Source organism: Pseudomonas sp. NPDC096917 (assembly GCF_044762555.1).
Taxonomy (GTDB): Bacteria; Pseudomonadota; Gammaproteobacteria; order Pseudomonadales; family Pseudomonadaceae; genus Aquipseudomonas.
Genome location: NZ_JBIWEO010000002.1, coordinates 307,649 through 334,567, shown reverse-complemented (window position 1 = coordinate 334,567; position 26,919 = coordinate 307,649). Strand labels below are relative to the sequence as shown.

General features: G+C 53.8%; 26 protein-coding genes and 2 pseudogenes. 17 read left to right on the top strand and 11 right to left on the bottom strand.

Translation table 11 applies throughout. The features are described 5' to 3' along the window. Positions 1-39: 39 nt before the first annotated feature. Positions 40-468, top strand: coding sequence for a DUF2269 family protein (locus ACIQYF_RS03700; RefSeq protein WP_402856972.1), 429 nt, complete (start codon positions 40-42; stop codon positions 466-468). Positions 469-566: 98 nt separating this feature from the next. Here ACIQYF_RS03700 and ACIQYF_RS03695 read toward each other — a convergent pair whose 3' ends face one another. Next, positions 567-1,223, bottom strand: a complete 657-nt coding sequence (locus ACIQYF_RS03695; RefSeq protein ID WP_402856970.1) for an HAD family hydrolase — start codon at positions 1,221-1,223, stop codon at positions 567-569. Positions 1,224-1,366: 143 nt separating this feature from the next. On the opposite strand from ACIQYF_RS03695, the gene ACIQYF_RS03690 reads away from it, so the two are divergent. Together ACIQYF_RS03690 and ptsP are read left to right on the top strand one after the other, a co-directional pair. After that, entirely contained in the window at positions 1,367-1,846 is a 480-nt protein-coding gene (locus tag ACIQYF_RS03690; protein WP_019828104.1) for an RNA pyrophosphohydrolase, read from the top strand. A 21-nt stretch (positions 1,847-1,867) separates the two neighbouring features. Then, on the top strand, positions 1,868-4,147 hold the full coding sequence (gene ptsP / locus ACIQYF_RS03685; RefSeq protein ID WP_402856968.1) for a phosphoenolpyruvate--protein phosphotransferase: 2,280 nt from the start codon (positions 1,868-1,870) through the stop codon (positions 4,145-4,147). 102 nt (positions 4,148-4,249) lie between these two features. On the opposite strand, the gene ACIQYF_RS03680 is transcribed toward ptsP, so the two are convergent. Further along, positions 4,250-5,002: an NRDE family protein gene (locus ACIQYF_RS03680; RefSeq protein ID WP_402856966.1), complete on the bottom strand. Its 753-nt coding sequence runs from the start codon at positions 5,000-5,002 to the stop codon at positions 4,250-4,252. Between the two features lie 120 nt (positions 5,003-5,122). Here ACIQYF_RS03680 and ACIQYF_RS03675 point away from each other — a divergent pair, with 120 nt between their 5' ends. From ACIQYF_RS03675 to ACIQYF_RS03640, 8 genes and pseudogenes are all read left to right on the top strand, one after another. Next, on the top strand, positions 5,123-5,905 hold the full coding sequence (locus ACIQYF_RS03675; RefSeq protein WP_402856964.1) for a sulfite exporter TauE/SafE family protein: 783 nt from the start codon (positions 5,123-5,125) through the stop codon (positions 5,903-5,905). Between the two features lie 12 nt (positions 5,906-5,917). Then, positions 5,918-6,724: a prolipoprotein diacylglyceryl transferase gene (gene lgt, locus ACIQYF_RS03670; protein ID WP_019409217.1), complete on the top strand. Its 807-nt coding sequence runs from the start codon at positions 5,918-5,920 to the stop codon at positions 6,722-6,724. A gap of 49 nt (positions 6,725-6,773) precedes the next feature. Continuing rightward, a pseudogene (locus tag ACIQYF_RS03665) lies at positions 6,774-7,442 on the top strand (thymidylate synthase); the annotation flags it as partial. Positions 7,443-7,567: 125 nt separating this feature from the next. Continuing rightward, positions 7,568-8,815, top strand: a complete 1,248-nt coding sequence (locus ACIQYF_RS03660; RefSeq protein ID WP_402856961.1) for a tyrosine-type recombinase/integrase — start codon at positions 7,568-7,570, stop codon at positions 8,813-8,815. Beyond that, a complete protein-coding gene (locus tag ACIQYF_RS03655; protein ID WP_402856959.1) occupies positions 8,812-11,163 on the top strand; it encodes a site-specific integrase in 2,352 nt (783 codons plus the stop codon). The genes ACIQYF_RS03660 and ACIQYF_RS03655 overlap by 4 nt, the downstream gene beginning before the upstream one ends. After that, positions 11,160-13,229, top strand: coding sequence for a tyrosine-type recombinase/integrase (locus ACIQYF_RS03650; RefSeq protein ID WP_402856957.1), 2,070 nt, complete (start codon positions 11,160-11,162; stop codon positions 13,227-13,229). Before ACIQYF_RS03655 ends, ACIQYF_RS03650 begins: the two co-directional genes overlap by 4 nt. After that, complete coding sequence (locus ACIQYF_RS03645; protein ID WP_402856955.1) at positions 13,226-13,732, top strand: hypothetical protein; 507 nt, start codon at positions 13,226-13,228, stop codon at positions 13,730-13,732. Before ACIQYF_RS03650 ends, ACIQYF_RS03645 begins: the two co-directional genes overlap by 4 nt. Further along, the gene (locus ACIQYF_RS03640; protein ID WP_402856953.1) at positions 13,729-14,562 is read left to right on the top strand and encodes a thymidylate synthase; all 834 of its coding nucleotides are present in this window, start codon (positions 13,729-13,731) and stop codon (positions 14,560-14,562) included. Before ACIQYF_RS03645 ends, ACIQYF_RS03640 begins: the two co-directional genes overlap by 4 nt. Before the next feature lie 708 nt (positions 14,563-15,270). Here ACIQYF_RS03640 and ACIQYF_RS03635 read toward each other — a convergent pair. Next, positions 15,271-15,756 (bottom strand): helix-turn-helix domain-containing protein, encoded by a 486-nt coding sequence (locus tag ACIQYF_RS03635; protein ID WP_402856951.1) that lies wholly within the window; start codon positions 15,754-15,756, stop codon positions 15,271-15,273. A gap of 762 nt (positions 15,757-16,518) precedes the next feature. Between ACIQYF_RS03635 and ACIQYF_RS03630 the strand changes: the two genes are divergently transcribed. Together ACIQYF_RS03630 and ACIQYF_RS03625 are read left to right on the top strand one after the other, a co-directional pair. Continuing rightward, positions 16,519-17,247 carry a metallophosphoesterase gene (locus ACIQYF_RS03630; RefSeq protein WP_402856949.1) on the top strand — a complete coding sequence of 243 codons (729 nt, stop codon included), beginning with the start codon at positions 16,519-16,521 and terminating at the stop codon, positions 17,245-17,247. 113 nt (positions 17,248-17,360) lie between these two features. Next, a complete protein-coding gene (locus ACIQYF_RS03625; protein ID WP_402856947.1) occupies positions 17,361-17,762 on the top strand; it encodes a DUF6957 family protein in 402 nt (133 codons plus the stop codon). A gap of 169 nt (positions 17,763-17,931) precedes the next feature. Here the strand turns inward: ACIQYF_RS03625 and ACIQYF_RS03620 are convergent. The 3 genes and pseudogenes from ACIQYF_RS03620 to ACIQYF_RS03610 form a co-directional block, all read right to left on the bottom strand. Next, positions 17,932-18,093, bottom strand: a pseudogene (locus ACIQYF_RS03620) (IS21 family transposase); the annotation flags it as partial. Between the two features lie 96 nt (positions 18,094-18,189). Further along, positions 18,190-18,486 (bottom strand): hypothetical protein, encoded by a 297-nt coding sequence (locus tag ACIQYF_RS03615; RefSeq protein WP_402856945.1) that lies wholly within the window; start codon positions 18,484-18,486, stop codon positions 18,190-18,192. Positions 18,487-18,546: 60 nt separating this feature from the next. Further along, positions 18,547-19,098 carry a hypothetical protein gene (locus ACIQYF_RS03610; RefSeq protein ID WP_402856943.1) on the bottom strand — a complete coding sequence of 184 codons (552 nt, stop codon included), beginning with the start codon at positions 19,096-19,098 and terminating at the stop codon, positions 18,547-18,549. Between the two features lie 145 nt (positions 19,099-19,243). Here ACIQYF_RS03610 and ACIQYF_RS03605 point away from each other — a divergent pair, with 145 nt between their 5' ends. Together ACIQYF_RS03605 and ACIQYF_RS03600 are read left to right on the top strand one after the other, a co-directional pair. Then, the gene (locus tag ACIQYF_RS03605; RefSeq protein ID WP_402856941.1) at positions 19,244-19,621 is read left to right on the top strand and encodes a DUF2513 domain-containing protein; all 378 of its coding nucleotides are present in this window, start codon (positions 19,244-19,246) and stop codon (positions 19,619-19,621) included. Continuing rightward, the gene (locus tag ACIQYF_RS03600) at positions 19,618-19,755 is read left to right on the top strand and encodes a hypothetical protein (RefSeq protein ID WP_402856939.1); all 138 of its coding nucleotides are present in this window, start codon (positions 19,618-19,620) and stop codon (positions 19,753-19,755) included. The genes ACIQYF_RS03605 and ACIQYF_RS03600 overlap by 4 nt, the downstream gene beginning before the upstream one ends. 400 nt (positions 19,756-20,155) lie before the next feature. Here ACIQYF_RS03600 and ACIQYF_RS03595 read toward each other — a convergent pair whose 3' ends face one another. Next, complete coding sequence (locus ACIQYF_RS03595) at positions 20,156-20,518, bottom strand: histone-like nucleoid-structuring protein, MvaT/MvaU family (RefSeq protein ID WP_402857181.1); 363 nt, start codon at positions 20,516-20,518, stop codon at positions 20,156-20,158. A gap of 157 nt (positions 20,519-20,675) precedes the next feature. Here ACIQYF_RS03595 and ACIQYF_RS03590 point away from each other — a divergent pair, with 157 nt between their 5' ends. Beyond that, positions 20,676-21,689 carry a hypothetical protein gene (locus ACIQYF_RS03590; RefSeq protein ID WP_402856937.1) on the top strand — a complete coding sequence of 338 codons (1,014 nt, stop codon included), beginning with the start codon at positions 20,676-20,678 and terminating at the stop codon, positions 21,687-21,689. A 380-nt stretch (positions 21,690-22,069) separates the two neighbouring features. On the opposite strand, the gene ACIQYF_RS03585 is transcribed toward ACIQYF_RS03590, so the two are convergent. Next, the gene (locus ACIQYF_RS03585) at positions 22,070-22,594 is read right to left on the bottom strand and encodes a hypothetical protein (protein WP_402856935.1); all 525 of its coding nucleotides are present in this window, start codon (positions 22,592-22,594) and stop codon (positions 22,070-22,072) included. Between the two features lie 463 nt (positions 22,595-23,057). Here ACIQYF_RS03585 and ACIQYF_RS03580 point away from each other — a divergent pair, with 463 nt between their 5' ends. Then, complete coding sequence (locus ACIQYF_RS03580) at positions 23,058-23,780, top strand: hypothetical protein (protein ID WP_402856933.1); 723 nt, start codon at positions 23,058-23,060, stop codon at positions 23,778-23,780. Positions 23,781-24,132: 352 nt separating this feature from the next. Here the strand turns inward: ACIQYF_RS03580 and ACIQYF_RS03575 are convergent, their stop codons facing one another. The 3 genes from ACIQYF_RS03575 to ACIQYF_RS03565 all read right to left on the bottom strand — a co-directional run bounded on the left by ACIQYF_RS03575 (position 24,133) and on the right by ACIQYF_RS03565 (position 26,872). Next, on the bottom strand, positions 24,133-24,567 hold the full coding sequence (locus ACIQYF_RS03575; RefSeq protein ID WP_402856931.1) for a hypothetical protein: 435 nt from the start codon (positions 24,565-24,567) through the stop codon (positions 24,133-24,135). Between the two features lie 84 nt (positions 24,568-24,651). Continuing rightward, positions 24,652-25,407 (bottom strand): hypothetical protein, encoded by a 756-nt coding sequence (locus ACIQYF_RS03570; protein ID WP_402856929.1) that lies wholly within the window; start codon positions 25,405-25,407, stop codon positions 24,652-24,654. A 406-nt stretch (positions 25,408-25,813) separates the two neighbouring features. Next, a complete protein-coding gene (locus ACIQYF_RS03565) occupies positions 25,814-26,872 on the bottom strand; it encodes a phospholipase D family protein (RefSeq protein ID WP_402856927.1) in 1,059 nt (352 codons plus the stop codon). Between the last annotated feature and the right edge of the window lie 47 nt (positions 26,873-26,919).

Here is a 26,919-nt window from a genome sequence, read left to right as displayed (position 1 = left end):
TGCCGCTACGCTGATTGAACGGCTCAAGAGATAACTGAAATGGAAACGTTCAGTGCGTTAAAACTGCTGCATGGCGTGTCGACACTGCTGTTGTTTGTCAGTGCGCTCGCGTTGCTGGTTGTCGTGATCCGCCGTTGGCGTGCCGGGGCCACATGCCTCGCGGGTGGCTTGATGCGGCGCCCGTGGTCGTTTGTCTGGGCGCTGATGGGCTTGTGCCTGCTGGCGTTGCCGGTGAGCGGCTGGTTCCTGGTGCACTTGGCGGGTTGGTCGCTGGGCCAGACGTGGTTGCTGGGCGGGAGCAGTTTGTACCTGCTGGGTAGCCTGAGCTGGCTGTGGCTCGTGGTGCGGCTTAATCGCCTGCGGCTGGGGCGCATGGCCAAACACCCGGGTTTCACCGTGGTGTTGGCGGCTTTTTGTGCGATTTGCTTTATTGCGATTGCAGGGCTGATGGGCGCCAAACCGATGTAAAGCCTACCCAACACCTGCAGGAGCGAGCTGGCCTCGCGATCTTTTGATCTTTTAAAAGATCGCTGGCACGCCAGCTCTCACAGCGTCTGGGCGGGGGATCAATCGCGCAACGAAATCACTGGCCAGCCGCGCTTTATGGCTTCTGCCCGCAATTTTTCATCCGGGTCGACCGCCACGGCATGCGCCACTTGCTCGAGCAACGGTAAATCGTTCATCGAGTCGCTGTAAAAGTGGCTGCCTTCAAGGCTGTAGCCGTTTTCTGCCATCCAGCGGTTCAGGCGTGTCACCTTGCCTTCACGGAAGCACGGCACGTCGGTGCTGCGGCCGGTGTAACGGCCATCAACGATTTCGCATTCGGTGGCAATCAGGTGTTCCACGCCCAGACGCTGGGCAATGGGAGCGGTGACAAAACGGTTGGTCGCAGTAATGATGACCAGCGTGTCGCCTGCGTCGCGGTGCTTTGCCAGCAGGGCCTGAGCCTTTGGCAGCATCAACGGCTCAATGCAGTCGCGCATGAATTCGCGGTGCCATTGATCCAGTTGATCCCTGTCATGGCGGCCAAAAATTTCCATGCTGAAATTAAGATAGGCGGCGTTATCCAGCTTTCCGGCCAGGTAATCCTGGTAAAACTCGTCGTTACGGGCCTTGTAGGCATCGCCGTCGAGAATGCCGCGCTGGCACAGGTAGTCGCCCCACGCGTGATCGCTGTCACCGCCCAAAAGGGTATTATCCAAGTCGAATAAAGCCAGACGCATTGAAGTTACTCGCTGAAGTGTCTATTTGAAGGCCGCAAGAATACGGTCTTTTCATAAGAGTGCACATAAGGCAGGAAGGCGCGTTGCTGCTTTCACAACCTTTGTGGAACAATGCGGCGACATGCGTTTGCGAGGTTGTTGCCGTGATCGACCCCGATGGTTTCCGTCCTAATGTCGGGATTATTCTGACAAATGACGCCGGACAGGTACTTTGGGCTCGCCGAATCAATCAAGACGCGTGGCAGTTTCCACAGGGCGGTATCAACCCTGACGAAACGCCAGAAGACGCCTTGTACCGCGAGCTGAACGAAGAAGTTGGCCTTGAACGTGAAGATGTAGAAATACTCGCCTGTACGCGAGGCTGGTTGCGCTATCGTTTGCCGCAACGACTGGTCCGTACCCACAGCCAACCGCTGTGCATCGGTCAGAAGCAAAAGTGGTTTTTGCTGCGCCTGGTCTCGAATGAGCAGCGGGTGCGGATGGATTTAACCGGTAAACCGGAGTTCGATGGCTGGCGCTGGGTCAGCTATTGGTATCCGTTGGGCCAGGTGGTGACATTCAAGCGCGAGGTCTATCGTCGCGCTCTCAAAGAGCTTGCCCCGCGCCTTTTAACGCGCGCCTGACACGGAGTTCGACCCCAAACCATGCTCAATACGCTGCGCAAGATCGTCCAGGAAGTTAACGCCGCCAAAGATCTCAGGGCGGCGTTGGGGATTATTGTGTTGCGCGTCAAAGAGGCCATGGGCAGTCAGGTCTGCTCGGTCTATTTGCTTGATCCAGAGACCAACCGTTTCGTGCTGATGGCCACCGAGGGCTTGAACAAGCGCTCGATCGGCAAAGTCAGCATGGCGCCCAACGAAGGCCTGGTCGGTTTGGTGGGCACCCGTGAAGAGCCTCTGAACCTCGAAAACGCCGCCGATCACCCGCGCTACCGCTACTTTGCCGAAACCGGCGAAGAGCGCTATGCCTCCTTCCTCGGTGCGCCGATCATCCACCACCGCCGTGTGGTTGGGGTGTTGGTCATTCAGCAAAAAGAACGCCGTCAGTTTGACGAAGGCGAAGAAGCCTTCCTGGTCACCATGAGCGCGCAATTGGCCGGGGTTATCGCCCACGCCGAAGCCACGGGTTCGATTCGCGGTCTGGGGCGTCAGGGTAAAGGCATCCAGGAAGCCAAGTTCGTGGGCGTGCCAGGTTCGCCCGGTGCGGCGGTCGGTACTGCGGTGGTCATGCTGCCCCCAGCCGACCTGGACGTGGTGCCGGATAAAACCATCACCGACATCCCGGCTGAGATCGCACTGTTCAAAACCGCGCTCGAAGGGGTGCGTAACGACATGCGTGCGGTGTCTAAAAAGCTCGCCACCCAGCTGCGTCCCGAAGAGCAGGCGCTGTTCGATGTGTACCTGATGATGCTCGACGACGCATCGCTGGGCAGTGAAGTCAAAAACGTCATCAAGACCGGTCAGTGGGCCCAGGGCGCGTTGCGTCAGGTGGTGACGGATCACGTCAACCGTTTCGAATTGATGGACGACGACTACCTGCGTGAGCGGGCGTCCGACGTACGTGACCTGGGGCGCCGTCTGCTGGCCTATTTGCAGCACGACCGCCAGCAAACCATGGTTTACCCCGACAACACCATTCTGGTCAGTGAAGAACTGACTGCGACCATGCTCGGCGAAGTGCCGGAAGGCAAATTGGTCGGTCTGGTGTCGGTATTGGGGTCGGGCAACTCCCACGTGGCGATTCTGGCCCGTGCCATGGGGATTCCGACCGTGATGGGTCTGGTCGACCTGCCGTACTCCAAGGTTGACGGCATTCAGATGATCGTCGACGGCTACCACGGCGAGGTCTACACCAACCCCAGCGACGTGCTGCGCAAGCAATACGCCGATGTCGTCGAAGAAGAGCGCCAACTGTCCCAGGGCCTCGACGCCCTGCGTGAACTGCCGTGCATCACCCCGGACGGCCACCGCATGCCACTGTGGGTCAACACCGGCCTGCTGGCCGATGTGGCGCGCGCGCAACAGCGTGGCGCAGAAGGTGTAGGTTTGTACCGCACCGAAGTGCCGTTCATGATCAACCAGCGTTTTCCGAGCGAAAAGGAGCAGTTGGCGATTTATCGCGAGCAACTCGCCGCCTTCCACCCGCAACCGGTGACCATGCGCAGCCTGGACATTGGTGGCGACAAGTCACTGTCGTACTTCCCGATCAAGGAAGACAACCCGTTCCTGGGCTGGCGCGGGATTCGCGTGACCCTCGACCACCCTGAAATTTTTCTGGTTCAGGCCCGGGCCATGCTCAAGGCCAGCGAAGGCTTGAACAACCTGCGCATCTTGCTGCCGATGATCTCCGGCACCCACGAGCTTGAAGAGGCGCTGCACCTGCTGCACCGCGCCTGGGGTGAAGTGCGTGACGAAGGCACCGATGTGCCGATGCCGCCGATTGGCGTGATGATCGAAATCCCGGCGGCGGTATACCAGACCAAAGAGCTGGCACGCCAGGTGGACTTCCTTTCGGTGGGTTCTAACGACTTGACTCAGTACTTATTGGCAGTCGACCGCAACAACCCGCGCGTGGCCGATTTGTACGACTACCTGCACCCGGCGGTGCTGCAAGCCCTGCAATCGGTGGTGCGTGATGCGCATGCCGAAGGCAAGCCGGCGAGTATTTGCGGCGAAATGGCCGGTGATCCGGCGGCGGCGATTTTGTTGATGGCCATGGGTTTTGACAGCCTGTCGATGAACGCCACCAACTTGCCGAAAGTGAAATGGATGCTGCGTCAGGTCAGCCTGAGCCGTGCCAAGGAACTGCTGGCGCAAGTGATGACCATCGACAACCCGCAAGTCATTCGCAGCACTGTGCAACTGGCCCTGAAAAACATGGGCCTGACCCGCATGATGAACCCGGCGGCGATCAAGCCGTATTGATGACGAACCCCTTGTAGTCGCTGACCAGGCATGAGGCTGCGATGGGTTGCGCAGCGACCCCATGCAGCGGGCCTGCGGCCCGCATCGCAGCCTCGTGCCTCGTCAGCGATTACCCGTTAAATGTACCTCTCCCAAGCGCCCACCCAGCGGCCCGAAGCTATGTTCAACCATCACCCTTGAGCCATCGGCGTTGATGATCAGCGCCGTGCTGGCGCGCGTGCCGTAACTGGGGCTGGCGATAAACACACTCGACAACAAATGCTCGGTGGCCAGCCCGACGCCGGTGTCCGGCAGTTCGCTGAACTGCGCGGTTTGCGGGTCTTTGAGCAGCGCCAGCAACGCTTGCGGTTGCGGATCGCTCAACACCTCGGCCAACGCGGCCTTGGCCTTGAGCAGCTTGGGCCACGGCGTATCCAGCCCGGCATTCGACAGGCCGTAGATTCCGGCGCTCAATGGCTGGGGCGCTAAGTCTTTCGAGTTGAAATGCCACAACTGATCGCCATTACCCAGCAGCAGGTTATAACCCGCATATTCCACGGTTCTTGGGCCAATATCGGCGAAATACTCGGCGATGGACTGGTTGCCGCATAAGTAGTTAGACACCAATTCGCCCCGTGAACGCCGGGCCGGTGGTTGGTGAGGCTCGCGGATATTGGTGAGCGCAGCAAAGCGACCGTTCGCCCCCACGCCCAGCCAAGTGCCGCCCGCTTCGAGGTCGCGACCGGCAAACACCTGCGGCGCTTCAACCCACTGAGCCAGGGGTTTACTGGGGCGCGCATAAAACTCATCACGGTTGGCCGCAACAACCAGAGGCTGTGCGTGGCCGGGGCGCCAAGCGAAGACAATCAGGCACATGGACAGTCCTTAATGTTTTTTTAATCACTTTACTTATAGATTGCTTGAGCGTGTTGCGCCATGCAGTGGAGCCCAAGCCCTTGCTCCGTTACCATGCGGATCAAAAATAGGGGGCTGGCCATGGAATTTCTGCTCTATTTGGTATTGGGAGGCTTTGCGGGCGTACTGGCCGGGCTGTTCGGGGTGGGTGGCGGCATTATCATCGTGCCGGTGCTGGTGTTCAGTTTCACCTTGCAGGGGTTTAACACCGAGGTCCTGACCCATTTGGCTGTCGGCACGTCATTGGCCACGATCATCTTTACCTCGATCAACTCGATCCGTGAGCATCACCGCAAAGGCGCGGTGCTTTGGCCGCTGTTTACCTGGATGACCCTGGGAATCCTGATCGGTGCCGGTATTGGCGCTCTGACGGCGGATGCCATCGCAGGCCCGCATTTGCAGAAAATCATTGGCGTGTTTGCCCTGATCATCGCTGTGCAGATGGCGCTGGAGTTAAAACCCAAAGCCAGCCGAACGGTACCGGGCAAGTTGGGTCTGACCGTCGCCGGTAGTGTGATTGGCTGGGCTTCAGCGATTTTCGGGATCGGCGGCGGCTCGCTGACCGTGCCGTTTTTGACCTGGCGCAGCGTGCCGATGCAGAAAGCGGTGGCCACCTCGTCGGCTTGCGGACTGCCGATCGCTTTGGCAGGCGCACTAAGTTTCATGATCATCGGCTGGCACAATCCGGACTTGCCTGCGCATAGTCTCGGTTTTGTTTACCTGCCAGCGCTGCTCGGGATCGCCCTGACCAGCATGTTTTTTGCCCGTTTCGGTGCGCGTCTGGCTCACAAGCTCTCGCCCCGCCTGCTGAAACGGCTGTTTGCCGCACTGTTGTTCTGTGTCGGTTTGAGTTTCCTGATCTAACAAGGAGTCGCAATGCTGCCTTACCCGCAGATTGACCCGGTGGCATTGGCCATCGGACCGTTGAAAATCCATTGGTACGGCTTGATGTACCTGATCGGCATTGGCGCAGCCTGGCTGATCCTGTCGCGACGCCTTCACCGTTTCGATCCGACCTGGACCAAAGAAAAGCTCTCTGACCTGGTGTTTTGGGTGGCCATGGGCGTGATTGTCGGTGGCCGCCTGGGTTACGTCCTGTTCTACGACCTGAGCGCCTACATCGCCAACCCGTTGCTGATTTTCGAAGTGTGGAAGGGCGGCATGGCGTTCCACGGCGGCCTGATCGGCGTCATGCTGGCCACCTGGTGGTTCGGCAAGCGCAATGGCAAGTCGTTCTTCCAGATTCTGGATTTCATCGCACCGGTGGTGCCGATTGGTCTGGGCGCGGGACGTATCGGTAACTTCATCAACGCCGAGCTGTGGGGCAAGGCCAGCGACGTGCCATGGGCGATGATTTTCCCTACCGACCCACAACAATTGGCGCGCCATCCGTCGCAGCTTTACCAGTTTGCGCTGGAAGGTGTGGCACTGTTCCTGGTGCTTTGGCTGTACTCGCGAAAGCCCCGTCCTACGATGGCGGTTTCCGGGATGTTCGCCCTGTTCTACGGGATCTTCCGTTTCATCGTCGAATTCGTCCGCGTACCTGATGCTCAGCTAGGCTATTTGGCGTTCGGCTGGGTGACGATGGGGCAAATCCTCTGCCTGCCGATGATTGCGGGCGGCCTGTTCCTGATCTGGCTGGCTTACAAGCGAGATCCAGCGGCTCAAAAGGCTGCGCATTAAATTCGAATCGCGGGGCCGTGCGGCCCTGCATTCAAACGCTAGGAAAACCATGAAGCAATATCTCGACCTCGTTGCCAACGTCATTAAAAATGGCACCCTGCAAGCCAACCGCACCGGCGTGAAGACCATCAGTCTGCCCGGCGCCATGTTGCGCTATGACCTCAAAGAAGGCTTCCCGGCCATCACCACTCGGCGCATGGCGTTCAAATCGGCGATTGGCGAGATGTGCGGCTTCTTGCGCCCGGTGAACAGCGCAGCGGATTTTCGTGCGCTGGGTTGCAAGGTCTGGGACCAGAACGCCAACGAAAACGCACAGTGGCTGGCCAACCCGTTCCGTCAGGGCGAAGACGACCTGGGCGAAATCTACGGCGTGCAATGGCGCAAGTGGCCGGCCTACAAACAAGTGGCCCGCAGCAACCCGGCGGCCATCGAGTTGTGCCTGAGCCAAGGCTATCGTCAGATTGCTCAAGGTGAAGAAGACGGCCAAGCCTACGTGGTGCTGTACAAGGCCATCGACCAGGTGCGTCAGTGCGTGGACACGATCATCAATGATCCGGGCAGCCGCCGTATCTTGTTCCACGGCTGGAACTGCGCCCAGCTTGATGAAATGGCCCTGCCGCCGTGCCACCTGCTGTACCAGTTCCACCCGAACGTCGAGACCAAGGAAATTTCCCTGACCCTCTACATTCGCTCCAACGACTTGGGCCTTTTATACCCCCTTCAAGAACCTGCACAGTACGCAATAGCTGCGTAGTATCCTTCTCCTTCCAAGCTCGTTTATTGTGCCCCATATCCTATTGCACATTGTGTATAGTACGGGCCGCTTCGAGGAGAGTGGAAAGCGTGAAAGTCATCGCAGTTAGGGGCAAACCCCTAGATTTCAGTGAGTCCCCAACCAGACGGGACGACCCATCCGAAGAACCCCAAATCCATGAAGCCGTGAAAGTAACGGGGGCAGTCGTCTTTGATGACGATGAGCGCCTGATGCCTTTGATGTCGGGTTACCTATCCCATGCCCTCCAGACCGCCCAGATTTCCCAGCAGACGGCCATCACCTATGGTCGCAACCTTGGGTACACCTGCGAGTACCTGATGAACCGCCGTGAGTTTCAAGATTGCGAGCGTGACTCAGCGTTTTTGGAAATCCGTACCCATGTTATTGAGGAGTACTTCGCTCACCTGCGCGAGGAAGACGAGCTTTCCAAGAAGACGGTGCGCAACCGAGATTCGTCTTTGATGGCGTTTTTTAATGATTCGCTGTGCCGGGGAGTGGATGACGCCCCCGCGCCTCGTACCGCGCATAACCCCTACACTGCAGGGTACCTATCCCCCCGTCCCAACAAGAACTTGGTTGTGGCCTGTTCCCTGAATGATCTCAGAGAGCTCATCCTGGCCACGCAGAGTGAGCGTGAGCGTTGTTTGCTCCAGTTCATGTACGACGCAGGCCTGCGCCGCTCAGAAGTCCCGCGAGTTACCCTCAAGGCCATCGATGATGCCCTTCGATTCCAGGACACATTGTTCATCTCGCCTGGTGTCACAGAACCGGTGAATGCGGACTACTGCCCGCTGCACATTGATGGAAGCAAAGGCCCAGCAGACTCCTTTAAACCGCGTCAGACGTTGGTCAGCCGCGCCACACTGCTACGCATCAAGAAATACCATGCCTCGCCGCTTTACAAGATGCGTAAGCGGCAGTTCAAGGGCGTTGAGAGCACCCCTGCCTTCCTTAATGCAGAAGGCGGCGAATACACCTCTCGTTCGATCTCCAAGCTCTTGGAGCGTACGTCTAAGCGAGCGCTTAACCTGCTGAAAATCGACAGGATGATCTCTCCCCACAAGTTGAGGCACGGGAACGCCTATGCCCTGTTGAGGACGCCAGACATTGGCACCGATTACCTTGACCGGCTAGTGATTGTGCAAAAGACGCTGGGTCACTCGCTCCTCAGCACGTCGGAAACCTATACCCAGATCCCCTACGACCTCTACCAGAAGCTCGTACGCCCCGGAACTGAAACCAAGACGAAAGCAGGCGAGATGGCTGAGCTTTCCCAACAGACGCGCCTGAAAATTGATGCGGGAGATATGAAATGAGCACTCGACTGACTAAGGATCAGGTAGACGCCGTCATTGAGTCGTTCGTGGCTCGCGTAACTGATGATCGTGAGTCGTTGTTGAAGGTCTGTCTCAGCCCTAGGGAGGACTTAGCGGTGTCTTCTAGCTATGTTGTCGAACAGACCAAACTAAGCCCCGCGACGATCTCGAAGCGTGCCTCGAGCTTTGAGCCGATCTTCGATGCGATGCGTGCCGAAGGCATCATTATCCCTGGTTATCCGTCGAGTGCCTGTGAATGGCGCCGTAGGCTGCTTGCCTGGTACGAAGGCATGTCTAGGGAGGAGAAGTTGGCCATTCCAGTGAATGCGAACACGATCAAAGGTCGTGGCTTCATGAGCGAGATTCCCGAATTGGCTGGCTTCAAATCGGCTAGGACGAGTTTCGAACTGGTACGGATGACGTTTGAGGAGATTCTCGATGATCTTCGCGGACTTGGTGTTCTTGATCCGAACTACCAAACCGTCGAGCAGCGTATTGCCTCGAAGACGGTAGTCGAAAAGACTGAATCTTTGCGAGACGCCTTCAGCGCTTTACGCTCAATCCGCATCCATCGCCTGTCTGACCTCGCAAGCCCGGAACCGGAGCGCCCCTTCCAGCACATGCTGCACCTCTTCAGTGCTTCATCAATGAAGAGTAGTAGTGCGTCAGGTCAGTCGAATTTCATCGAAGCTTTCAAATACTATCGAGCCTATCTCACGGAGGCCAACTACACAGGTTTGGAGGATATCCGGGAGCTCGTAACTCCCTACACCCTTCCAAAGTTCAGGGGATATCTCCAGGACAAGATTCTTGAACGTGCGCTGTCGACCAGCCACAGCAGTTCGATGATGAGCTCAGCTCGGAAGATGATGGCTCGTGCAGTCCAGGTTGAGGGCCTAGGGCTGACCAGTTTTGTTGCCGCTGAAGGGTTTAATACTGAACGTGAAACTGACCAGTACAAGCCTTACCCTCAGGCTGTGCGAAACCGAATCTCGCAAGTCATTGAGCAAGAGATTGAGGAAACCAATCGCTTGGCCCAGCCTTACGTCCTAAGCCACGTAGGGGAAGACCCGTTAACCCCTGACGGGAGCATGCGCAGAGGGCTCAAAACCATGGATAACGCTCGGTGGATTTTTGAGAACAGACTCGACTGCAAGCCCCTGAACTTCGAATCCGTAGATAAAAACGACCCCTATCAACGGGCGTTTATGTCGATTATCTCGGCTTCGTCAATTTCGATCTTCGAGGTTTATAAAAGCTGGGGCGTGCAGTATCAGGTTGATGGTCGAGTCATTGCGCCGTACATCGCTCGGCTTGCCCAAGTTACCGGGATGAACGCTGACTCGCTGCTGGGACTGGAGCTGGATGATTTCATTGAGCGCCATGATTTAACTGATCGCCCTTGCTTGCTGTATTGGAAAGAGCGCTCTGAGGGCGCGAAGATGCTTCATCTCGATATTTTTCATGCGGAAATCTCTTGGCTGACCACCTCTCAAGGCCGTGTGGTCAAGCAGATCTTTGACGATGTGAAGCATCTGACCCGTGAGATCCGCTTGAATGCGCCTGTCGAGGCTCAGAACAAGCTCTTCATCTACCGCTCAAGCTCTCCCAGCAAATACGGGGTTGTAGATTCCTTTGAGAACTCAGGTGCCAACCAGCTCAATAAGACCCTGGAGAAGTTCTCTCAGGATCATGGTCTGCTTGACGAGGGAGGCAATCCTCTCAAGCTCTCACCGTCACGTTTCCGACCAAGCTTCGTGAGCGAGCTGATTGAGCGCGGCGTCTCTCCACGCGAGATTCAGGTGCTCCTGGGGCATAAGAGCCTCAGCACCACCATGGCCTATCTGGATCAGATGGACTTCAACCCTATGGCGCGCCGAATGCTGAATAAGGTTCTCCATGAAATACAGCAAGACACGTTGGAGGAGGCTCCGAAGCTGATCCCGACCAAGACTATCGAGTCCACGCCCGAGGCGATGCCGCTGCGTTCTGGCTTGGCGAACTGCATGAACGTCTTTGATCCACCAGCATTCATCAAGGCTTTGGCAAGCTACGACCCCAGCAAGCCCTGCACGCTGTTCAACAAGTGCCTTTCATGCAGCAACAGCATCATCACCGTGTCGCACCTGCCTGAGCTCTTTGCCATGTGGCGCGACTACCAGCGGATGATTGAGGTCAATCGGGTGCTCGATACGCCCTACGGAACCGTCATCCTGGACAACCTTGATGTGCTCAACAACCTCCTCGATCCTGATACATCAGACTTTTCCGTGGAGGAGCTGACTAAGGCTGAGCGTCTCTCTGAAAACTTGCAGGTCAGCATTCTGACCGAGGGAGTAACGCTATGAGCCATTCTCTGATCCCTGAGCTCGCAGCTTACAAACAGTGGCGGACAGCTGCTCACACCCTGCTGGTTGAATTGCGCAGGAACATCGACGATCCGACTCCTGTGTCGCTGGAAGCACTCTCTTGGTACCAGGCGCTGATGGCGTTGCCTGTCAGTAAGACTTCCGTCTTGGGCGACGCCGTCTGGGACTTCAATGACGATCATCCGAACGCCGCCAGGAACGTCCAGGGAGCCAAGCTACGGCTCAATTTTGAATCGTACCCATTGCTCAATCAGTCGGCGGTCTTGGAGGTCAAGGTGGCCATGTATTGCTGGCTCAAAATGCCTGCGGCACTGCGCACGTTTGCCTCACCTAGGAACATCAAGGCCAACACCGCCATTTCATGCATGAAGGCTGGATTGAGTTTCCTGGATACGATATCAGGGCAGGCGCGTCAGTTGATGACGGATGAGTTCTTCGAGGTTGGACACCATGGTCTGACGTACTTCGACGCAGCTATGTACCGGGAGGCAGCGCTCATTCATCCCTACGCCTTTGGCCCGGATCTCAAGAATTTCTTTACCCTGGTCAGGTCGCCATTTTTCGAAGAGCAGATTTTCGAAGAGCGACTGCCTTACGTTCAGCTGGAGTCGCTAGCCTGGGCCAAGGTACTCAAGCACGTCCCTGAATCCGAGCGCACATACCGTATTCTGCCGAACGATGTGTTCGAGAAGGCTTCTCGCGAGGCGTCGTTCGCAGTCGTCGATTTCCTAAGCACTCTAGGGGAGCCTGTAGATGACTTGGTAGCCCTGACCCGCCAGAACGCCAGCGGCTACTCGCTAGCCAATGCTCAAGAACTGTCGCGTTACAATCTCGATCTCTACGTGGCACTGCGGCTTCGCAGAAAAGGCTATGAATCCGACGCGATGGCTGAAGCGTTAGGTGAGGTTCGACCTGAGTACCTGTCGGAAATCGGTCGGCATGATTTTAAGGCTACCGAAACGTTACTCAAGCTCTCAGATTCCAAGCTAGACGATGGTTTCCGCAGGTACATCAATTTCGTCTCGTACAGTGCCTGCTATCTTGTGGCGCAGTACACCGGCATGCGGCCCTCAGAGCTCTCTGAGATCTTGGTCGAGTCGTGCATGGAACAAGAGAGCGACTATTGGTTGTTGATCAGCAACGTGATCAAGCATCGCCAAGGCTTAGCAAAGCTGTTCGACGACAAGTGGATCGCGATTCCCATCGTGCGTGACGCTATTCGTGCTGCTTGCTTCATCGCTAAGGTGAAGCAAAACCCTTACCTATTCTCCAGTGTGGATACCGTCGCTCAGGGAGCCGAACCAAACTCACTGTCCTCCGACGGCATCAGTCGCCAGTTCAGCGCTTTTTTTGAAGAGATTCTGACAGACGAGGAGTTCGAGGCTCTTGAATTCTCGCCCTACACATTGCGGCACACGCTGGCCTATCAGATGGCCAGGGCTGAGCTTGGGCTCCCATTCATCTCTCACCAACTAAAGCACTTTGGTGACCTTATCGGCGGTGCTGGCCAGAACAAGGCGTTCAGCGCGGTGACGCTTGGGTACGGTGCGATCGCTGAGATCTTATCCAAGGGTGGACGCTCCTCGGGCAAGTCGCCGACGCAAATGGCAGGGGAGGAGTACATCGAGAGCTACTGCGATCCTGACGCAAACTACGCCGGCCCCAATGCTGAGAACCACAAGGCGCGGATGAAGAAGGTGTTCAGCGGTTACATGGCGGCTGGTTACACCAAAGAGCAAATCATTGCCCAGATGGCCAAGAAGCGCATGGCGATCATCAATGTGGGACAAGGCTTCTGCTATGGCGGTCAGCGCGAGGTATTTGACGAGTCTCTGCCCTGCATCGGATCGCTGCGTTGCAATCCTAATCGGTGTAAAAACGCTGTGGTCACGAAGGCTCACGCTCCTAAATGGCGGGAAATCTATGTGCAGAACAGCTTGGCGTTGAGCTCTCCGAATTCTGCAGGTGCGGAGGAAGAGTTGAGGGCGGCGATGGAGGAGGCCAAGGGGGTGTTGGAGCATCTGGGCGAGGAGGTTGAGGTATGACAGGGCAGGCATTTGATGCCAAGAATAAGCTCGACTACGACCGGAACACTGAGCTGCTGGCGCAGGGGCTTATGCAGATTGCCTCTGATCCGAATTTGAAGCCGACGATGGCTGAGCTCAGTCGGATCACTGGCATTCATCGCAACACTATCCGGCAGCGCGACTTCCCGTCGCAGCGGCTTGAGGCGATCAAGGACAACCGCCGCCTTGCAGTGCTTGCGCAAAGGGTCAAGGCCGAGAAGAAGCAGGATCCTAAGACGATTCTGATGCAACGCCTTGAAAAGAGTCGATTGGAAGTGCTTTATTGGTTCAATAGGTATCAGGAATCCGAGAACTCTTGTGCCACGCTCGACAAGCGATTGGACACTGTCCGCGAGTCTAGGGACTACTACGTCCAGGTCGCAGATGAGCTGCGTCAGAAGATCAAAGAGCAAGATACTGAAATTTTGAAATTGCGTGACGTGCTGGATTTGGTCAGCGCGAACCTTGAGGAACCGAAATGAAGATGTACCACGATTTGCTGGCCGACGTGCTAGAGAATGGCGTCGAGAAAGGCGATCGCACCGGCACCGGCACGCTGAGTGTCTTTGGTCGCCAATTCCGCCACAACCTGGAGGATGGCTTCCCGCTGCTCACCACCAAGAAGCTGCATTTTAAGAGCATCATCAACGAGATGATCTGGTTCTTGAACGGCGATACCAATACCAAATGGCTCAAGGAGCATGGTGTCCGCATCTGGGATGAGTGGGCGACCGAAGACGGTGATCTGGGGCCGATCTACGGTAAGCAATGGACAGCATGGCCTACCCAAGACGGCAAGACGATCAACCAGATCGACTATGTCGTTCACACGCTCAAGACCAACCCGAACAGCCGACGTATCCTCTTCCATGGGTGGAACGTTGAGTATCTGCCAGATGAGTCTGTCAGCCCTCAGGAAAATGCGAGAAACGGTAAAATGGCTCTGCCACCTTGCCATTTGTTATATCAGTTCTATGTGGCAAACAATAAGTTGTCTGCGCATCTATACATACGCTCTAGTGATCTACTGCTTGGGAATCCCTACAACTTAGCGGGTGTTAGCTTTCTGACTCATATGCTTGCTCAGCAATGCGATTTGGGTGTTGGCGAAGTTGTGGTTACCATGGGTGATGCGCATATTTATCTTAATCATATTGAGCAAGTTAAGTTGCAACTTACTCGTGAGCCTAGGCCACTTCCTAGGTTGGTATTTAAGCGGAAGCCGGCAAGTATCTATGACTATAAGTTCGAGGACTTTGAGATTGTAGGTTACGACCCACACCCTCATATTTCCGCTCCAGTATCTATTTGATTTTTTGGCGGATTAGACCCAGATAAGTCGAGCATGCTAATTGGCTCTGCGTCGACTTTCTGGCTTGTCAGGTATTTTCTCTATTTTTAGGTGGCGCTGTATGTATGAGCAGGTCAATTACGCAAAAGCCTTTTCTGAATTTCGAAAATTGATCGCGATTACCAAGCCGTGTAAAGAAAAGCTGGCCGTTCAAGGTGAGCCAGTTGGCAGATGAGTTCTTCGAATGCGAGTCGCTGTCCTGATTCCATGCCCCTGATGCGTGAGTAATCCATGCGGGTATCCGTAGCGAAAAACTGGAGGGGTGATAGCAGATTGCCTGAATCGAGTGTATCCGTTTTGAGGGTATGCGGGGCACTTGCTCGGAACGCTCCTAAAGGGTGCGCCAAAGGGGTGGTACATCGCTGCCGCTGTCTCTGTCTGATTAGCCTAGAACACGATGACCGACCCCTTAGGTCGGTTTTCGTGCTTGGCTAAGTCCAGACATTGCCCCGCCATTCAGTCGAGCGTCGAGCGTCGAGCGTCGAGCGTCGAGCGACGCATCGGGCTTCAATGAACTATGCCGTGCCGAAGTCTCCCTAGAGGCCAGGACATCCCATACCGGTATACGCAGGTCAGGGGTAGGCTTCATCACTTCTGTAGGATTGGTGCGCAAACCAGAACGAGTTCACGCTTGGCAGCCCCGTGGATGTCCAGGGAATGGTTCTAGACCTACCGATCCTCAGCTTGCATATGCCATATCTTATGCACCGTCGAAGCTGGAACCCCAAGCTTAACTGAGGCCTCTTTCTGAGTGAGTCCATCAGCTTTACAGTTGAGAACTGATTTAATTCGTTCGGCAGGAATCGGCGGCTTACCCGCCTTCGCGGCAATCAATGCTCCGTCAGAAAATTGCATGGGCACATTTTCCAAGATATGCATGTCGTGCAGTTTATTGAGCTCCGTCCAGAGGTACGCCATGAACTCTTCGAGCGTCTCCTGGCGGTCGTAACTGGAGGCAGCTGCAAGCAAAGCTACCACATCGACGTCCAAGCGTTCGCTGATGCCCTCCAGCATCTTCAAGGTAATGTTGGAGGTACCATGCTCTACGTTATGCAGATGGCGAGCCTCTACAATGCTTCCTAGCTGCTCTTGAGAGAGGCCACGCGCTGTACGCGTGGTGCGGAGTACTGCTGCCAGGGTATATCGCGATGGCATGGGGGCTTCCCTCAAAGGGAAGGATAAGGCCACATCGAAAAATTCACATCCATGAAATATAGTACGTGAATGTGAATTGGTGATATGGTGCGTCCACCCTTTCCAGCAGATGGAAGGAGGTGTAACAAGACAATCTCCGGCAGGCGCAGAATTGTCAATTTACATGCATTGTTGTTAGGGCTCTTGGTACCGATGGAGCCCGAGAGAGATAGGCGGGATGTAAGTCGTGTTGGTCACTAATCGCGCAAAGCTTCAGGGACAATTTTTGGCTCAGGACAGCCTTCGCTTGCTGTGGAAATCAGTAAGCCTCAACCCGGACAGTTGCTATTTCGTGGTTGAAGGATGCGGGCTGGTGGATGGCGCATTTGGGCCTTGGATACGCCTAGTTTCGAGCGTCGATGAAGTCGACTCCCTATGCAGGGGAGGACAGGTCGACACACTGAGAGTGAACAAGATTCAGCTGCTCGCGCCCCCCGAGATGACGAAGCAGTCGGGATTTTCGATGCATCCCCTATCGGAGATCCGAATCAAGGAAGGTAGTGCAGTCTACGAGTTTGTAACCCAAAACGGGCAGATCTACTCAAGCACCAAAGGGTGAGGACTGTTAGGGGATAGGGCTGTCTTGATTGAAAATACCTTCCAGTATGGGGTTGGTAGTTACAGAGGAAAGGTAGGTAGTAGAGCAGAGCTCGCTGCAGTTACGAAAACTGCACATTCACCAGATCGGGATTGTGCCGAGCACTGAACAAGGCGGTGACTCCGATGAAGCTTCAAATTTATTCAGATCTTCACAACGAGTTTGCCCGTTTTGATCCTTCACCCTGTGCAGTGGATGTAGTGATTCTCGCCGGCGACATTGATATCAAATCGCGGGGCGTGAAATGGGCAAACGAGGTTTTTCAATGCCCAGTGATCTATGCCTGCGGTAATCATGAGTACTACGGCGGGCACATAGGTCACACACTGCGAAAAATGAAAGACGCGGCATTGTCCCATGTGCATGTACTCGAAAACGAGATGCTCATTCTTGATGGCACACGGTTTTTGGTTACAACTGCCTGGACAGATTATTCGGCTACGGGTGATGTGGTTGCGGCAAAGCGGGTTGCTTGGGATTGTATGAACGACTTCTTGGTGATTCGAGCCGACCTGGATTACAGGCGCTTACGTCCAGACGATTTGGTCGCCAAATCAATGAGGGCTCGCAGCTGGTTAACCCAGGAACTCGGTAAACCCTTCGACGGTAAAACAGTGGTCGTCACACACCATGCACCAGCGTTGGATCATCTGGGTGACGATCACCCCGGACATCTGGCGGCAGCCTATGCGAACGATTGGCCAGAGTTACTTAGTAAGGCTGATCTTTGGATACATGGGCACACGCATTTTGCAGCAGACTTCCTCAAGAATGGGTGCCGAGTGGTTTCCAATCCGCGCGGTTACCCGGGTCAAAGCACAGGCTTCGATCCTGAGTGCTTGGTGGCGGTTTGATGGTGAATAGATTTCGTCAGTGTCTTCCATAGGGCACGGAGTTGATAGATCAAAATTTGCGTGGGTGAGCTTGCTCGAACAGTTGATATTTAGTGTGAATCTAAGGTTTTTGAATGGTCACTTTGAATGAAATCTCGCAGTTACTATACGGAGCTGGAGATGAATCGCCTGGCTGGCAGGATTCTGAAGAAGAACTGATCTCTTTGGCAGCAAAGACATTCCCAGGCAAAGCATTTTGCGTCGTGCGGCAATGGATTCTGATCGACCTCACGGTCAATCCAGATGAACAAGAAAAGCTCTCCGGGCTCTGTCTACTTCCTGCGACTCTTTTCGCTCATGAGGTAGTCCTAGACAGCAGAAATCGCTTTCAACCTGGCATGTGGGTGCGCAGCAACTTCGGTATCTCATCCAGCGCTTACATGTTTGAAACCAAGCGCACCGTTTACCTCCTCTTGGGAGCAGGTCAAAGAAAAGCGGCAAGCTTGGCTGCCGCCTTTTCGATGAAAGCCTGCTGAGCGGTGAGCACCGCCAATAAATATTGAGCCGATTGGAGCTAAGCCCGGATGCCATCAGTAATCGAAATAGGGTTTCACAGTAAAGAGTTGAGCGACTTTCAAATGACGCTCCTGGTGAAGGCAAGTCTTCTAAAATTCAGTGTGCCGATCACCGCGTTTATCAGTGATGCAGGATCCACCGCTCGACGATCTGTACGCTGACTTCGACCTTGGCTTTGTCCTTGGGTTTGCGCGAGCGAGCGAACAGTACGGCCACGCCATAGTGCTCAACCAGGTCGCGGTAGCTGGGGTTGATGTCGGGCTCGTAGCGATGCGCCTTGGTGACGCCGCTAGCCTGGTCGCGGCAACAAGCCAGAGCCCACATTCTTCTTCATCCAGCAAGTGCGTGATTGGAAGCCTGGCGCCTTTCTCCATCTTCCCCTCCAGGTTAATCCTCACGACCCTTGCGGTCGCGAATGTGTGCTGGCAGATGGGGATCGTCTGGATCGTATCGATAGCAGCCATCACCTTTCTGGAAATCGGCCAAATCCTTCACCAGGTCTTTGGTTTCGTATAGATCTGCACCGAGGCCTTCAATCTGTTCATCCCGCTTCTTCGTAAACCAGGCCCGGTCGGTCTCTATCGCATCGACACGCTGGGCCAGTTGCTTCACCTGGTGCAGCACCATGAGGGACACGCCCAGTGAGCCGATAGCCGCGAAATTTCCTATTAAATTCAGATCCATGAACACTCCAAAATAGGTGGAAAGGCTAGGGGCTTTGATTTGCGAAACTCAAATAAAACGTCAATCAAGCAAATCGGCGAAGCGCTCAAGCACAGCCGGCGTGCACCACTCGTATGCCTTGCGGTAAAGCGCATCAGCACCGCGCGCCGGCAGACGCAATGCATCACCCTCGGCATCCAGTAACTGTGCACGAACAGCTTCCTGAAAGCCTTTGTCTTGATGACCGTTGCGGGCAAAAGCCTGCAGATTCTCTTCCGGCCAATCTTTGACTGTAGTTGCCAGGTTGTAGCTTTGGTCGTCACTGCGCACACGCTTCCAGGCTGCGATCAAAGCACGCTCGTCATCGAGTGAAAGGCCGAGCGGACACAGTGCGACAATTCCGTCCTCATCCTCGGCCAGGGGTGCAAACGCCCAGCCTTCCATGGCCACCTGTGCCGACTTTGGCCATCTCGCGTTGCCGTTAAGCCAGTCACGAAACGTTGTCCAACCTACGCCCAGAGCCGCAGCTTGGTCGCGCTGGCTGTGGCCATGACGGTTTTTGATCTGATCGACATAGTTGCGCATGATCGCAACGTCATCAGTGTGTCGCGTCTCAGCCGGTGAGTAGTACATGAGTAGCTCCAGGACTCTTGAGATGCGCCAAATATACTGGAGCGGAAAGCGCCCCACAAGCGGAATCCGCTCCACTTTAGAGTTTTACATGAGTGGCCTTTCCCTGCGTGATAATGTCCTCACCACATCCAGGACGGACACTTCAATGAAGCTCGACAAAGACTTAGTACGTGAGATCCTGCTGGCTGTTGAAGCCAGTGAAGAGGATCCGCTGGGATGGACTGAGCTAAATCTGGAGGGGCGGGAGGCTTTGGATGTCTCCTATCATGTCATGCTGCTGCACGAAGCCGGCTTGATCGTGGGCCAAGATCTCAGCACTGATGACGGTCTCGAATGGCTTCCAAAACGCCTGACATACAAAGGCCATGAGTTTCTGGACACCGTTCGCGATGGTGAAGTCTGGGAGCTGACGAAGACAGGGGCCGAAAAAGTCGGCAGTGCGAGCCTTAGTTTAATGTTTGAACTGGGTAAAGCTTATGGAAAGCAGGTGCTGAAGGATCGCTTGGGTATTGAGCTGCCATGAGTAACGTAGACATCAATTACAACGGCAATGACACCCTCAAAAAACTTGTCGAAGACGAAGGTCAGGCTGGGTTGTTGAAGCGTATAGGTGGTTTTCTAAGAGCGCATCAAATCACGCCATTTACATCCGCTTGAAAGATGCCTAGTTGGTTTGTTGCCGGCTTGATCACCCGGCTCTTACCTTCATGGGTTATAAATTAGCAACACAAACTTTAATGCTATAATGCTTGGTGTTTTAGCATTAAAGTATTTTTCTCACTTGCTCTTGAAATAGTGTTTTGAAATGGTACAACTTAAACACCACTCAAAATAAACTAACAAGGAGTGCAAGGAGAAATAACAATGAAAAACAAAAATATATTGATAGCTGTTGCGTGTGTGATTTTGGCCGTATGGCCAGGAAGGGTAGGAGAAGACTTTGTTTTATGCCGCTTTGAAGCAGGAAGCACAAGAGGCGAAGCGAGGTAAAAATGCTATAGAGCTACGAATATTTCAATAAGGGCCATGAGATCCCTATTGAAATCAATTCGAATTACTATGCAATCCAGGATTCAACAGTGTCCGAGCCGTATTCGCCTTTCCATTCTTTCAAGCGCTTGTGATTACCGTCTTTCGTTTCAACTACTTCACCGGTGTGCGGATTTTTATAGACTTTTACTGCACGTGGACGGCGAGCGCCCTTAGACGCTACAGGAGCGGCTGCCTGACGGCGATAATGTGGATCAAGGATAGCGATGATATCACGCAAAGACTTGCCGTACTGGGCCAGCAGGTCATGCAGCTTGCCCTCAAATTCGATTTCAGCCTGAAGTCCTGCGTCACCTTTCAAAGCTTCAAGAGCTTTAATCTGTTCGGCCAGGTGTTGTTCCAGCTGGCGAAACTCTGCCAATTTAGATATTGAATTACTTCTAAATAGTTTGTGTGAATTATAAGTAGGAGGCTAATAAAATACAAAAAATGTTGAATTTTTGACCTATTTTTTTGTTTTTCCTCTTCCAATTTACTACCGAAACCAGTCAAAATGATCGGCTTTATTACCTGTCCCAGGGACGCGCATGCAGACGATCATCATTCGGTATCTCGAGTCTGGCGTCGATGGCGAGGGAAAGGTTTCTCATACCGTCCTAGGTGTCGAGGTTTATGACGGAATCAAAGAGGCACTAATCCCGGCTATGCCACGTCCAAAACATGGGCGGGATCCTCACCCTGTATTTCTTACGAAGTGCTTTGCAAATATAGAGCACCACGCTTGGCGTCTAGAAAACATTACCGTTGAGTTAACTAGCGGTGCCGCACCTGCCGTCTATGACATATACATAAAGCGGCATGACATTTCTAAAGAAGAGTTTTTATATCAAACTCTAAAGAAGAACCCCGCGACTTCAATCACCAGGCTCATCAGGCAAGGTACTTTGGTCGAGGTGGACTATGGGTTTGTTCAGCAAACAGCTCGATCCACCGCTGAATTAAAAACTAACAAGCGGTATATGGACACTCTGCTAGAAGCAGAAATGCATAAGCGTCGGCTCGCTGTCGTAGTCAAAGTTATCTCAAGAAACCTTATCCAGGTTGCTCCTGTGTCGTCTCAAGATGCAGCTGATGGAGATCGCACTATCTTCCAGCTGGATCAAGATACCTTGGACAAGATGCCCAGGTACAAGCACAGCGGCAAAGACAGCTATGTCATCTGCGGGATGCTGGAAAGCGTCTCGATTCAGCGAGTGCTCCCACCGACGAGCTATTTTAAAGGCGGACGGAGCGGTCGTAACCCAAACTACGGTGTTGCACTCAGCCGGGCACAGATCAAAACGCTGAAAGAGTCCCTGGTTCACGCTGTAGGTGCCTCGGACTACGTACCATTCCAGGAGGTGGTGCAGCTCAAGAGATCCATCGACGGCTTGGAGGCAGATATAGCGAAGGTAACAGAGCAGCTTGCGGCCAGTGAGGCCAAGGTCAACGAGCTAGGAGTTTCCTACTGTATGGCCAAGCGATGGGCAGAAGAAATGGGCCGTGATTTTGCTGAGGAGATTGAATTTCAGATGGAGCTAGACAGGGAGAACGGTGGTTGATCGGTCTCTGTGTCGCTGGAATGCCTGTTTTTACTGGCCTTAGCCCTGAAATGACAACCTAATGAGATTGACATAGTTATTATCCAGGCTGTAAGATTAGCTCCACATGGTCAGGCAAAGAGAGCAGGACTCTACCCTGGCGACACGGCTAATACCGTCTCCTGTGCAAGTAAAGTGTTTCGAAAAAGCCGCCCTTAAAAGGCGGCTTTTTTGTGCCTGAAGTTCGGCTCACCCCCTAATTCCATGAGCCTGCAACCGCGCCGCCCCCTTCAAATACCCCCGCTTACGATCTGTAGCCCCCTCCACGCGCCCGACAAGCCAAATTCTTGGCTACCATGCCAGCAATCCACGAAAAGGCGCAGAGGGGCTTAGAGAGCACCTCAAAGATGATTCGAGCCGGCTGCTGACGCGGCTAGTAAATTCGATCCGTTTGTTGAGAGACATTGATAAAGCTCCGCTAGTAGATGCGCGTCGAGCAAGGCGTGGTGAGGCAAGTCGGGGATCGGTTCATCCCCAAGGTCACTTGCTTCCAGGTGCCTTAACAGCTGGATCAAATTTGTAGGCAGGTTTGCAACGTGGCTAGGCCATTCGTATTTCACGTAGGCCAGTTGGCAGAAGAAATCCCAATCCCATTCTGGCGCATCCGAGCACACCTCTAGCGGATCGTTGAAGCCGTTGAGGAATTCTCGTAGGGAGACTTGAGCGTCGATCAGCGATAGACCATGCCTATGTAGATCGAGTTGGGGCAGCACGTGTTGGATGACGAAGTCGCTACAGTCTTCAACAAGGTAAGTATCCGTCAGCTCGACGTAGAACTCCTCACCGGTCTCGGCCACCAGTGCCAACGATATGAGCTTGGTGCCCTGATTGAGCTGGGTGAATTCGCAGTCCAGGAAAAGCTTCATCGCCTTGCTCCCTCCGTATAGGCATCTCAGCCGTCGAAACTACCATGACCGCCGTATCTGACCCCAGCATGTGCCGAAGTCCTATCCAAGAAGCCAGATCTGAAAAAAGAATCTCGTACCCTAAAAAATATGTCTGGTTCTGAGGGTGTATTGGGGCCCTTTGGGCCCCTCTCTTTGGAAACACACCCATTAGCACGGGAGTACACGAGAACGTGAGTACAGGAGAACAGGAGTACACAAAAACAGGTTAAAGACCAATGGGCATAGGGCTTTCTCCTTGGAAAAGTGCGCTGAATAGCCGTAGTTCAACGTTATGAAACGAGCTAATTAGACAAGCTTTAACGGTACGAAGACGCAGCTTCGTATACATGAAATTGCGCTAAAAATTGCCAAAAGACGGTTGGTTTTTTATCTCGGCGTGGTGGATATTGACCCCCATCAACCACTTAACACCGAGACAGACATGACGAACGTTAAACAGACCAAAGCAAGGGCCATGAAAATGGCTGAGAAGGCTGCAGCCATCATGGAAGTGCATTTTCCAGGCTTCCCGGAGGAGTGGGTATGGCGCCGGAATAGGAACCATGGCTACAGCACCGTCCCGCGCACCTTGCCAATCGCAATGCAGGCACTGAACCAAATCAAAGGCCACCCAGCGGGGCACACCCTCTTTTGTCTCTGGGCACGCTCTCCCGATCACCCGTTTTTGATCATCGAGAACCAAGCCAGCTTTGCGGCTGAAGCAGGCTTTACAGGCGCACGTGCAGTAGACACCTGGCGCCGGCGAATGAAGATCCTGAAAAAGTACGATTTCATCATTACGAAAAAGGGTTCATCCGGCGAATTCCACTACGTACTCCTTTTGAACCCGAACGTGGCAGTGGAAAAACTGCACCGGTTAAAGCTGCTTACTGATGATCTTTACTCTCGTTTTCTTGAGCGTTTGGCTGACATCGGCGGTAGCAACGATATCGCTGAAATCAGGGCGTTTTGGGCTCTTGAGGAGGCTGCTTTGAAAGAAAAAGCGGATGCAGAAGAAGCTGCCAAAAAAGCTAAGGCAGAGGCTGAAGGGGCGCCGAAACCAACACCAGTAAAGCCACCAAAGCTACCAAAGGCCGCTAGGAAAAAACCGACCGCCGCGCCTGCATCGGTCTTGGATGAACTGCAATCTCAGCCGGGGGGCTAATATGTTGAAAATTATCGCAGAGCTGTTTTTGGATGTTTTGGTGCAGGTAGTTGCAACCGTGCTACTGCAACTGATGGATAAAATCGCGCCGGGCCCATGGTTGTAAGACCACAGTGGAGTGCTCATTGATGGCTGGCCCAAAAATTCCAGGTCATGAAGTGTGCGAGGTGCTGCGGAAGGCCATTTCAGGTCAGCTCGTGGTTGAGCTGGGCATGCCCTTAGTGACCTGGGATGAGGTCTATGTAGCCGGCGACTCATTACCCTCGTGATGGCGACTCCAGACGCGACTTTTAGGGCCATTGTCTGCATGTCCTAATCGCTCCTGGATTCGTTGTGGTACGGGCGATCCAAACTATATTTTTAGCAAGCTCTTAATAATCTGCTCTTGCACGAAGGGTAGGTGCTCCTCGTAGAGAGTTGCGGCCCTGACATTGGTCAATCGCCCTTCATTCTCTGGGATGTTGATCGTGAACTCGCTTCGGATCACCCAGGTCACACTCACAAATAGCGAGTTCCAGTCCTTGATAGAGCCATAGCCAAGGTCTCCCTTGAGGATGCACGACATCAAATTTTTAGTGACGATGCCGATACCCTTGACTCTGATGCTTCGCGAACCTGGTCGGTTTGCTTTGATGTATAGGATGTCCCCAACCTTCAAACTGGAGATGAATGAATAAAGATCCTCCGCGCTTTCTTCATTCCATCCGAGAATGAATTTCCCTTCTTGGAAGAACATTTCGGACGCTTCTTCTCCGTCCCAGTTAGAACCAACACCATAGATTGCCATAGTTACCTGTTGAATCTGGTTTAAGTTGGCAGCGGAATAAGGTTTCCACTGAGCTAAAGTAGTTAACTATTCATTCTATAGCGATTATTCCGGCTTTCGTAGTCTAGTTGGTATAATCGGGGTGCCAAAGAATTTTTTATCTATATCGTCGATCGTACCACATGGCATAGTCGCAGGTTTGGAGCAAGTTATGGTTGCGTCAGGATACAAGTATGGGGCTGGGCGCTTGGTCTTCTTGTTTTTTCTATCATAGATCTGAACTGCCCGTTGGTCGATAAGACCCAAAAATATTACCTTGTCATAAGGAAAACTGATCTCGCTTAATTGGTAGTCCGTCCATGCGGCGAGCCCTCCTTGATATATTGGATTTCCAGCCCAGATCACTTCGCTGAAGCATAGAAGAATTATTTCATCGAATCTGCATTGAGACTTATAAGACTCGTGTTTATCCGCTTTCCCTTTTATGCCATCGAAGATGAAGCTCTGAGGAATCGGTACATCAGTATTTTTTGTGGGGTTGTCATGAATGATACCTTGCTTGAGGGTTTGCTCAAGACGCTCCATCACTAGGTCAGCCCCGTATTTGCTATCATTGGCATAGGCAAGATACCAGCTAGGATCCACCGAAGTTATTTCTATCCCGATCGTCACCTTCTCTTTGGTGCCGAAGCGCTTTGGTGGATTTAATAGTTCAATTGCCGCGTCAGGCTTGTCCACTTGTTCGGGGTTTTTTACGAATTTGTTGTACAGCTTTTGTAAGAGAGGGGCGGTCAAATCAAATATTTGATTTTCAAATTCTTCCTTGGATTCTTGAATGCTTTGCTTGGCAGATGAAGTCATGACCTACTCCTTTGGGTCTGCTGGGGAAATCTTGTTAGATCTTGAATGCTGCGTATACGACGGTTATCCGCGAACGCAATGAACCTAGGCCGGAGGTTACGAAGTCGGTAGCGAAAAGTCTATGGTCGGCGTTGGCTCAAGGCGCCCTATACTTAGATCTTCGCTTCAAGCCCGCGTTGGCTCGCCCAAAGCAGTTGTCCTCTGAGCTCCCGTCAGAACAGGCATCAGGGGTGACTCCGACCACGGGCTAGCCTTGCCGTCTGCCCCCATGGTTAATCGACACGGCATAGTTTCTGGGCGCTAAGGCGTTTTTGGAGCAAAGAGATTCGGCGGCAACTTCCCCCGTACTGGCTAAGATCAAACAGTAAGCTGAAAGAGCTAAAGAGGGAGTGGCGCGTCCCCAGTCTCAACGATTGCTCTGCGAGTGGAGAACGCGAGCGAGCTCGGAAATATGAAGGCGGCGTACAGGATGGTCGCTCTGAGAACCATGACCTGCTGCATTCCAAATTTCACGCCCAAACGGCTGCAGCTGTTGAGCCATCATCTTCCTCCCGCTCTCTCCAAAAGGCCGGCTGAGCAGTGTCATCTGAGTGAAAGCCATGTCGATATGACCTGGCGCTTCAGACTCATCGAGGTACTTGACCGGTAGACGCTGGCCGATCATACGGCATGCACCATCGACGATTATGCGACCATTCGAGGCGTAGTAGATGGCCAGATGATCTACCTCTTTCTCGTCGCTTAGGTTAATTGGCGAGGATTCGAAAGGCCACCAACCTAAGGCGCAGGCACTCTCTGACTGCTGTTGCTCGTATTCCTTGCTTGCTTCACCAGCCTCTTCACTCACCCGAGAGCGGTATAGGAGAGCATACGCAGGCAGACCCTCAAGGTCGCCAGCTGAAAAGCTGCGCAGATTGAACTCCTCTTGCGGGTTACCAGGGAGCTGCCAGCCGCGACGATTTTGCGTCCAGATCTTGGCAGCTGCTTCGATGTCTTCGTCCTCAATTCCGCGCACAGCGTTCGATTGCCACAGTTCGTCGAACCAATCACGGGCCCCACCTAAGACCGCCTCATCTGACGTGAGCACACCGGCTTCTAGCCAATGCGCTGTACGTTGGTCGCCGAGGCCGAGGCCGTTTGCAGATATGTTCGCTGAGCCAATCAGGGTTTTGTGAATTCCAATCGCAACCTTGGCATGAAGCCTGTCGCACTGACGGATCTGAATGCGTGCATCGCTACTTGCTGCCAGCTCGCACAGCTCCCGAATAACGTAGGGGTTTGTTCCTCCAGACTTGAGGTTGCACAGGACGTGGAAGTTTTTGCCTGGCCGGTCGGATATCAGCCCTACGGCACCCTCCCCCCAGAAGGCGAACGCAAGCGAGAGTTCTTGCTCATCATCGAGCAGTTGTTCGAGTTGGTGCTTGTATTGGTCAGGCGTCACGAAGGTCGACATTTGTCCGCTCATTCCATCTCCTTTTGATATCCAGGCTAGTGCTTGCATTCATGTGCAAG